Source organism: Thiorhodococcus mannitoliphagus, assembly GCF_010915725.1.
GTDB lineage: Bacteria > Pseudomonadota > Gammaproteobacteria > Chromatiales > Chromatiaceae > Thiorhodococcus > Thiorhodococcus mannitoliphagus.
The window spans coordinates 1-6,988 of sequence record NZ_JAAIJR010000198.1; the positions used below are offsets into that span (position 1 = coordinate 1).

General features: G+C 58.6%; 11 protein-coding genes. 6 read left to right on the plus strand and 5 right to left on the minus strand.

Going from position 1 to position 6,988, the window contains the following annotated elements:
- Positions 1 to 24: 24 nt before the first annotated feature.
- Entirely contained in the window at positions 25 to 342 is a 318-nt protein-coding gene (locus tag G3480_RS24430) for a DUF29 domain-containing protein (RefSeq protein WP_164656839.1), read from the minus strand.
- 378 nt (positions 343 to 720) lie between these two features.
- On the opposite strand from G3480_RS24430, the gene G3480_RS24435 reads away from it, so the two are divergent.
- Positions 721 to 1,233 carry a coiled-coil domain-containing protein gene (locus G3480_RS24435; RefSeq protein ID WP_164656840.1) on the plus strand — a complete coding sequence of 171 codons (513 nt, stop codon included), beginning with the start codon at positions 721 to 723 and terminating at the stop codon, positions 1,231 to 1,233.
- 229 nt (positions 1,234 to 1,462) lie between these two features.
- On the opposite strand, the gene G3480_RS24440 is transcribed toward G3480_RS24435, so the two are convergent.
- Positions 1,463 to 1,906 carry a DUF29 domain-containing protein gene (locus G3480_RS24440; RefSeq protein ID WP_164656841.1) on the minus strand — a complete coding sequence of 148 codons (444 nt, stop codon included), beginning with the start codon at positions 1,904 to 1,906 and terminating at the stop codon, positions 1,463 to 1,465.
- A gap of 339 nt (positions 1,907 to 2,245) precedes the next feature.
- Between G3480_RS24440 and G3480_RS24445 the strand changes: the two genes are divergently transcribed.
- Complete coding sequence (locus G3480_RS24445) at positions 2,246 to 3,127, plus strand: Rpn family recombination-promoting nuclease/putative transposase (protein WP_164656842.1); 882 nt, start codon at positions 2,246 to 2,248, stop codon at positions 3,125 to 3,127.
- Positions 3,128 to 3,180: 53 nt separating this feature from the next.
- On the opposite strand, the gene G3480_RS24450 is transcribed toward G3480_RS24445, so the two are convergent.
- Complete coding sequence (locus G3480_RS24450; protein WP_164656843.1) at positions 3,181 to 3,411, minus strand: hypothetical protein; 231 nt, start codon at positions 3,409 to 3,411, stop codon at positions 3,181 to 3,183.
- 223 nt (positions 3,412 to 3,634) lie between these two features.
- Between G3480_RS24450 and G3480_RS24455 the strand changes: the two genes are divergently transcribed.
- Together G3480_RS24455 and G3480_RS24460 are read left to right on the plus strand one after the other, a co-directional pair.
- The gene (locus G3480_RS24455) at positions 3,635 to 3,841 is read left to right on the plus strand and encodes a hypothetical protein (protein ID WP_164656844.1); all 207 of its coding nucleotides are present in this window, start codon (positions 3,635 to 3,637) and stop codon (positions 3,839 to 3,841) included.
- 728 nt (positions 3,842 to 4,569) lie between these two features.
- The gene (locus tag G3480_RS24460; RefSeq protein ID WP_164656845.1) at positions 4,570 to 4,851 is read left to right on the plus strand and encodes a hypothetical protein; all 282 of its coding nucleotides are present in this window, start codon (positions 4,570 to 4,572) and stop codon (positions 4,849 to 4,851) included.
- Between the two features lie 181 nt (positions 4,852 to 5,032).
- On the opposite strand, the gene G3480_RS24465 is transcribed toward G3480_RS24460, so the two are convergent.
- Both G3480_RS24465 and G3480_RS24470 read right to left on the minus strand, forming a co-directional pair.
- Positions 5,033 to 5,347, minus strand: a complete 315-nt coding sequence (locus G3480_RS24465) for a HigA family addiction module antitoxin (RefSeq protein WP_164656846.1) — start codon at positions 5,345 to 5,347, stop codon at positions 5,033 to 5,035.
- A gap of 14 nt (positions 5,348 to 5,361) precedes the next feature.
- Positions 5,362 to 5,655, minus strand: a complete 294-nt coding sequence (locus G3480_RS24470) for a type II toxin-antitoxin system RelE/ParE family toxin (RefSeq protein ID WP_164656847.1) — start codon at positions 5,653 to 5,655, stop codon at positions 5,362 to 5,364.
- A 105-nt stretch (positions 5,656 to 5,760) separates the two neighbouring features.
- Between G3480_RS24470 and G3480_RS24475 the strand changes: the two genes are divergently transcribed.
- Complete coding sequence (locus G3480_RS24475; protein WP_164656838.1) at positions 5,761 to 5,997, plus strand: hypothetical protein; 237 nt, start codon at positions 5,761 to 5,763, stop codon at positions 5,995 to 5,997.
- A gap of 360 nt (positions 5,998 to 6,357) precedes the next feature.
- The gene (locus G3480_RS24480; protein WP_164656848.1) at positions 6,358 to 6,789 is read left to right on the plus strand and encodes a DUF29 domain-containing protein; all 432 of its coding nucleotides are present in this window, start codon (positions 6,358 to 6,360) and stop codon (positions 6,787 to 6,789) included.
- The last annotated feature ends 199 nt before the right edge of the window (positions 6,790 to 6,988 follow it).

Sequence of the window (6,988 nt, forward strand, 5' to 3'; positions counted from 1 at the left end):
GCCCTAACGGGCCTGCCCTTGTGATCAGTCGACCTCGGCGGGCCAAAAACCCTGATCCATCAACTGCTCGAAGCTCCAAGGGCAATCGGTCGGAAAGGTCTCCGGCGCTAGGCCGGTCTCGCGCACGGCGGCGGTCACAGCATAGCCATAAGCGGTCGTTATGAGCTCAGGAAGGCGGCTTGCCAAGCCTGGATTTTCTTCGAGGTGCCCTTCGATCCGGCGACGCTGCTCAACGATGGTGAACTTCCAGCTACGTCCTTGATAAGCAGGCTGATACTGCCACTTCAGGAGGTGCATGAGCAGCCCGCGTAGGTTGGGGTGAGCGAGAGCGAACCCCAACATTTGGGAGCCCCAAGCAAGCTAAGGAGGGTAGCCCGCAGAGGGCGGAACGCGACAGCGATTCCGCCAATGGGGATCCAGCAACGTTGGCGGCATCATGCGAACGCACGCGGGACGGGGTATGCACTCCGTGCCGTACATTTCTGTCGGCGCAAGAGCCGCGTTCAAACCCTTCATGCACAGGCTCGGACAACCAATGTTGAATGCTTGAACGGCCCGATTCAATGAGGCAAGGGGGACGGTTTGGGTTGCGCCGAATGGTTTGCGCTGCGTACCCTAGGCCATGACACAGCGGAGCCATACCATCATCCCATGGAGTCAACAGGTTCCGGACAGGGCGATGACCCTGCCTCGTCTGGAGCAAACGGAACAGGTCGCGCCATGCATTCAAGCGTTGCACTCTACGAAGCCCTGACCAGCGCCCCCGACGACCGTGCCCGCGCGCGCGTCATCGCCGAGGCGTTCGAGCGTTTGGAAGAGCGTTACCCGCATCTGCCGGACTTGGCCACCCAGGGCCATGTGCGCGAGAGCGAGTTACGCCTACAACGGGAAATCGAGCAGATTCGCGCCGAGCTCAAGCTCGACATCGAGCAGGTCCGCGCGGAGGTCGAGCGGGTCCGCGCCGAGTTCAAGCTCGATATCGAGCAGCTCCGCGCCGAGCTCAAGCATGACATTGAGCAGGTTCGCGCCGAACTCAGGCATGACATCGAGCAGGTTCGCGCTGAGGTTGAGCAAGTCCGCGCCGCGTTGCGCGAGAGCGAGTTGCGTCTGCTCAAGGAGATCGAACAGGTGCGCGGCGAGGTGGCGCGCACCAAGGTGGATCTTCTCAAATGGATCGTCCCGCTGATGTTTGCCCAAGTCGCCGCGATCGCCGCCTTGGTGAAGCTGCTCTGAGCCCGTTTGCGCCTCCAAGCGGGACCTGGTATCCACCCCGCCCCACGGGTTTTTGGCGGCAAGCCGGCGCGTTTCAAACCTATCCGAGCGAGGTGAATGCCCCGCGTGCGACCACAAGCGATGCTTCACGAACATGCAATCGAACCATGCCCTCTGCGAGGGGGACGTGAGCATGCTGCAGGAGTCGACCCGATTGAAGATCGCCGCCCTAACGGGCCTGCCCTTGTGATCAGTCGACCTCGGCGGGCCAAAAACCCTGATCCATCAACTGCTCGAAGCTCCAAGGGCAATCGGTCGGAAAGGTCTCCGGCGCTAGGCCGGTCTCGCGCACGGCGGCGGTCACAGCATAGCCATAAGCGGTCGTTATGAGTTCAGGAAGGCGGCTTGCCAAGCCTGGATTTTCTTCGAGGTGCCCTTCGATCCGGCGACGCTGCTCAACGATGGTGAACTTCCAGCTACGTCCTTGATAAGCAGGCTGATACTGCCACTTCAGGAGGTGCATGAGCAGTGTTTCCAAGAAAGACTGCAGGGCGCGCTTTTCCGATTTCCCCATGTCCTCGATCTCTTCGATGAGATGTGCCAGGTCGATCTGGTCAAACTTGCGGTCACGCAGCAGTGCGGCCTGCTCCAAGGCCCAGCTATAGAAATCCTGATCGTAGGAGACAGTGGTCATGATCGGGCACTCGCGGATGTGGTCGGGCCAGGCGGATGATGCTTCAGCCTGCGCCGATCTGGATACCGTGAGAATAGCGGCGACTGTGAGATTTGGGCAACCCTCCCCGGCGGTTACGCGGGAGGAGCCGGGGCCAGGCCTCCCGGGAGCGCAAGCCAAGGGTCAGGTCTCCCATTGCACGTTCCAGCAAATTGTCCCCGCCCCTGATCCTGGCTAGACTCGCCCCATGCACCATCCCATCGACCCCAAGATGGACTGCGTTTTTAAAGCCGGGGTCAGGTCTCCCGTCGCACGCTCCAGCGAATTGTCCCCGCCCCTGATCCTGGCTAGACTCGCCCCATGCACCATCCCATCGACCCCAAGATCGACTGCGTGTTCAAGGCCCTGCTGGGGGCGGAGTCCAATCGCGCGCTGCTGATCCACTTCCTCAACGCCATCCTCGGCCGCGACCTCCCGGCTCCGATCACCTGGGTCGAGATCCTCAATCCTTACAACGACAAGGAATTTCTCGACGATAAACTCAGCATCGTCGACGTCAAGGCGCGCGACGCGCGTGATTGTCTCCATCAGATCGAAATCCAGCTCCTTATCAATCGCGACCTCCTGGCGCGCATCCTCTACACCTGGGCCGACCTCTACTGTTCTCAGCTGCACAGCGGCCAGGATTACAGCGCGCTCAAGCCGACCTACGCCATTTGGCTGCTGGGCGAGAATCTGTTGGCCGACAGCAGTGACTACGCCCACGACTTCCGCCTGCGCGACGCCCAGGCGCGCCCGCTCCTCGACCATGGCGGCATCTGGCTGCTGGAGTTGAACAAGTTCCACACCGACCAGATCCAAACCGAGCAGGAACGCTGGCTGAAATTCTTCAAAGACGGCGAAGCCCTCGACAGTAGCGCCCTGCCGTCTTGGATGCAGACCCCCGAGATGACGCAAGCCATGAATACCCTCAAGACCTTCTCCGAGAAAGAGCGCGCCTACCACAGATACCAGGCACGTCAGAACTATCTGCGCGAGCAGCGCGGCATTCAACGTCATCTCGAAGAACTTCGAGTGGAAGCCGAGCAGGAGCGGGCGAAGGCCGAACAGGAGCGCGCAGCCAAAGAGCAAGCGTTGCAAGAGAAGGATGCCGCCCCCGCCGAAATCGAGCGCCTCAAAGCCCAACTGCGGGATCAAGGTCGCCCGGAGTCAGGGGATAATGGAAGCCGAGGTTTTGAGTAGGCTGAGCACTCTATGTGGGCGGGGAAAGCTGTGGCTTCGACATGAGTCACCCGTCAAACACGGATTCGATTTCGCAGCTTGCCGCGTTTTGGCAGGCGCATGATCTGACAGATTTCGAAGACGAGCTGATCGAGGTCGGTGGACCAGTCTTTCAGCGTACAGAACAGTTTTCCATTCAGCTCGTTAAGTTCGGCATTCGGCAGCCGAGCGAAACCAATCATGCCTGGTCTGTTTCTGACCGGGAGTTGCCTAAGAAGTCGCGAGGCCGTTGTCGTTGTCGTCATCGTTCGACGCGACCAACGGCGAGACGGCTAGGCGTGACGGGGCTTTCACCCGGTCCCGAGCCTTTATCCACTGCCAGCGACTGACTCGCGTCCTCAAGACGTTCCGGACGGGGCGAATGCACCGTCCGGCATTGAAGCAGTTGGCCTCATCCCATCGGCAAACCTGACCGCGATTAAGCCCAAGACCCAGTGCACCGTCCAAGAACCAAGAGAGGCTCCAACCATGCCCGAGCTACACCCGCAATTCGTGACTGACCCCGAAGGTAACCGCCTATCGGTCCTGATACCCATTGCCGAATATAAGGCACTGATCGAGCGTCTTGAGGATCTGGAAGACCTGGAAGACGCGCGTGAGGTCTTGGCCAGGATCGAGCGCGGCGAAGAGGAAACGGTCCCATGGGAAGTCGTGAAGGCCGAACATGGCCTATAGCATTATCGGTAGTGTCCTGGAATTGTGCATGAAAAGACGCAACCGGTTGTTATCGAAGATTCTTGTGGAAGTCATGCACAAATTTAGAACACCTCCTTCTCGACGATAAACTCAGCATCGTCGACGTCAAGGCCCGCGACGCGCGTGATTGTCTCTCCATCAGATTGAAATCCAGCTCCTCGCCAATCGCGACCTCCTGGCGCGCATCCTCTACACCTGCGCGGAGTGGGGGCCAGGTCTTGAACGACGACATCGACTCATACGATTTGCACAACCTCGGGCGGGGTTCGATGGGTTTCGGGGACTCTTGAGGTTTCTTCGCCAGCGCATCGGAAAAACAATCGCTGACGTGCGGCCCGGCTGGATGCCGACCCTGACCATACGAGAACCGCGTATGGACCAAGCAAAATCCCCAGGGCGTTCCGGCAAGGTCACGCCACGCGGCGCGGGGGTCGTTGCGGCTGGCGGCGGCCATTGCGGGCCTGTTGCGCCTTGCTCTGATAGCGGAGAAACACACGGAAAGCCGCGATGGAGCTTGATCTTTGGGTCACGCATCTGCCCAGTCGATCAGTCGACTCCAATTAGGAATGCCGCGGGCGGAAGTATCGGAATCCCTCGCCAGGGGTGCATATCCGTGAGGTGTAGCGGACGGGGGGTCAAGCGGACGGGGGTCAAGTCTTGAAAAGACGCCTATCGCCACACTGAACTCGGCTTGATCCTGGGTTCTCTTGTTCGTCCACCCGCCAGTCGGCCTGCGCGAGATTGCGTGCCTGGCTGTCGAAGACGAGACCCAGCTCGAAGAGTCCGCGACCGGGCTGGGCGCGGTATTTCTCGCTGTAGCCGCGTTACTGTATCTGGACGAGCGCGGGGTTGGCCGTGGGTGTTTCGCCGCTGTCGGCATTCGGCGTGCTGTCACCCTGTCGCACCTTGATCTCGATGACGTAGACGAAGCTTTTGCGCTTGATGGTGAGATCGACCTGACCCTAGCTGGAAATGTTCTCGGCGAATGAGGCTTAGATTGTTAATACATTTAAGTCATGATCACCTGGGATGAGCCCAAGGATCGATTCAAAAACAAGTGAGACATATCGGTCCGTCTTTATTGGGCACGCTGCGCTTTGCTCAACCTACAGCTGTGTAGGTTATTTTGGAACCGTTACCAAGTAGATCTTGGATACTGATTCATGCTCATCAAGCTGTTCGACGAAGGTGATGATGATCTTGTATCGTCTTCAGTTCGTCAGCTTCGCTCATTTGGGCACGAAACAGATCCCACCGCGTTTGAACGCTCAGCCAAAATTCAGCCGATACGCCAAAGAACTTGCTCAATCTCAGCGCAGTGCTTGGAGTGACGCCGCGCTTTTGGTTGACGAGTTCGTTGACACGCTGATAAGGCACATGGATGGCATCCGCCAATTCACGCTGGCTGATATTCAGCGGCAAGAGAAACTCTTCTTTGAGCATTTCGCCAGGATGCGTGGGTGGCCGGTGGGTTGGAATTCGCATGCTTGATACCCTAATCAATGATAGTCGGCGATCTCGACCTCTCTAGGGCCTTTCTGTCCCCAGCTGAAACAGATTCGGTATTGATCGCTGATCCTGATGCTGTATTGACCCTTTCGGTTTGCCGAAAGTGCTTCGAGTCGATTCCCCGGTGGAATACACAATTCTTCCAGAGTCTGCACGGAATCGAGTTGATCGAGCTTACGTGCCGCGATTGTCAAGAGACTCTGGGGACATGCTTTGCGTGCTGCCTTTGAATTCACACCATTAAAGATGTCTTCCGTGGCTTGATCTGAGAACGATTCGATCATACTGACATGATAGCATGGATATCATGCTACAACTTGTGTGCTCTTCGGGGAGCCGGGGAGTGGTCAGATCGCCAGCCTAGTCAGGGGTTTCCAGTCATCGACTGGATGATCCGTCTTCCCGCGGGGCGCGAGGCGGATTTCCGAAAGCAACTTTATACTTTCGAGGAGCAACAGCAGATGCCGTATGTGACAACCGTCGAACAGGCTGGCATCGACAAGGGCTTGCAGCAGGGCGAAGCTAGGTCACTGCTGCGCCTGTTGGATTTTCTACATGCCGAGATTTGGAGCTACACGAGCGATGGGGGAGACCATTCAAGACACGATCCGGCGAGCCTTGCCTGAGCTTCTGCGGAGCGATCCAGGATTTCGTGACGAGGAGCGGAGAGGGTCAAGTCTTGAAAGCGAGCAACGCTAAGCTGCTAGGCGATCTCTGCTTGCTGCGGTGCGGAGTAGTCACCGGGACGATCTTCTGTCAAAGGGATGCTTCTAGCCGACAATCCATCGGATGGTTTTTGTCGCGCTTCCGCTCTTCGTAAAGTGGACCCCGAAAGCCGAGGTGTTGGGTGCTGCAGGCGAACGCCTCAATCGCGCCATCTCGATCTTGCCGTTGCATCGGCTCGCGATGAATGCGCTTGGGTTGTAAGCTGACAAACCTCGCTGCGGAGCGTCAGCGCGTTACTCCGAGCGCAAAGGAGACTCAACATGCACACCTACGAAGACGATGTCATCGCATGGGCGAGCGAGCAGTCCCGATTGCTGCGCGCGGGTCGTTTCGACCAGCTCGACATCGAGCACATCGCCGAGGAGATCGAGGACGTGGGCAAGAGCGAGCAGCGTGAGCTGGCGAATCGGATGGCGGTTCTCTTGATTCATTTGCTCAAGTGGGCTTATCAGCCAGAGCGTCGCGGTACAAGCTGGGAGAGCACGATTCGCGAGCAGCGGCGGGCATTGGCACGGCGCCTCCACAAGACTCCAAGCCTGCAAGGCAGTCTGTGTGACCCGGATTGGTGGGAGGACGCTTGGTTGGATGCAAGAACGGGTGCGGCAAGCGAAGCGGATATCGGCTTCGATGTCTTTCCGTCGAGCTGTCCTTGGTCGGCGTCCGAGGTGCTGGATAAGGACTGGCTACCGTAGCTGCGGGCTTAGAGGCAATACCGTTCAATGGCACAGCCACGGCAAATCCGTTCTAACCTGCAGGCGCTGATTGGGCGGCGCGGGGAGCGGAGTTTGCCGTCATGCCCAGATAGTCGAAGACACAATGCCATGGACTTAAGCCGCCCGGCAGTAAGCCGGGTGGAATCCAGGCTTGAGCTTGCCGGGATTGCGGCGTGGA

What these genes read in the sequence shown, in the direction of transcription:
- G3480_RS24470 (WP_164656847.1), bottom strand. Translation starts at nt 5,655, where the DNA reads ATGATCGAATCGTTCTCAGATCAAGCCACGGAAGACATCTTTAATGGT.
- G3480_RS24450 (WP_164656843.1), bottom strand. Translation starts at nt 3,411, where the DNA reads ATGACGACAACGACAACGGCCTCGCGACTTCTTAGGCAACTCCCGGTC.
- G3480_RS24435 (WP_164656840.1), top strand. Translation starts at nt 721, where the DNA reads ATGCATTCAAGCGTTGCACTCTACGAAGCCCTGACCAGCGCCCCCGAC.
- G3480_RS24455 (WP_164656844.1), top strand. Translation starts at nt 3,635, where the DNA reads ATGCCCGAGCTACACCCGCAATTCGTGACTGACCCCGAAGGTAACCGC.
- G3480_RS24445 (WP_164656842.1), top strand. Translation starts at nt 2,246, where the DNA reads ATGCACCATCCCATCGACCCCAAGATCGACTGCGTGTTCAAGGCCCTG.
- G3480_RS24480 (WP_164656848.1), top strand. Translation starts at nt 6,358, where the DNA reads ATGCACACCTACGAAGACGATGTCATCGCATGGGCGAGCGAGCAGTCC.
- G3480_RS24430 (WP_164656839.1), bottom strand. Translation starts at nt 342, where the DNA reads ATGTTGGGGTTCGCTCTCGCTCACCCCAACCTACGCGGGCTGCTCATG.
- G3480_RS24465 (WP_164656846.1), bottom strand. Translation starts at nt 5,347, where the DNA reads ATGCGAATTCCAACCCACCGGCCACCCACGCATCCTGGCGAAATGCTC.
- G3480_RS24475 (WP_164656838.1), top strand. Translation starts at nt 5,761, where the DNA reads ATGATCCGTCTTCCCGCGGGGCGCGAGGCGGATTTCCGAAAGCAACTT.
- G3480_RS24440 (WP_164656841.1), bottom strand. Translation starts at nt 1,906, where the DNA reads ATGACCACTGTCTCCTACGATCAGGATTTCTATAGCTGGGCCTTGGAG.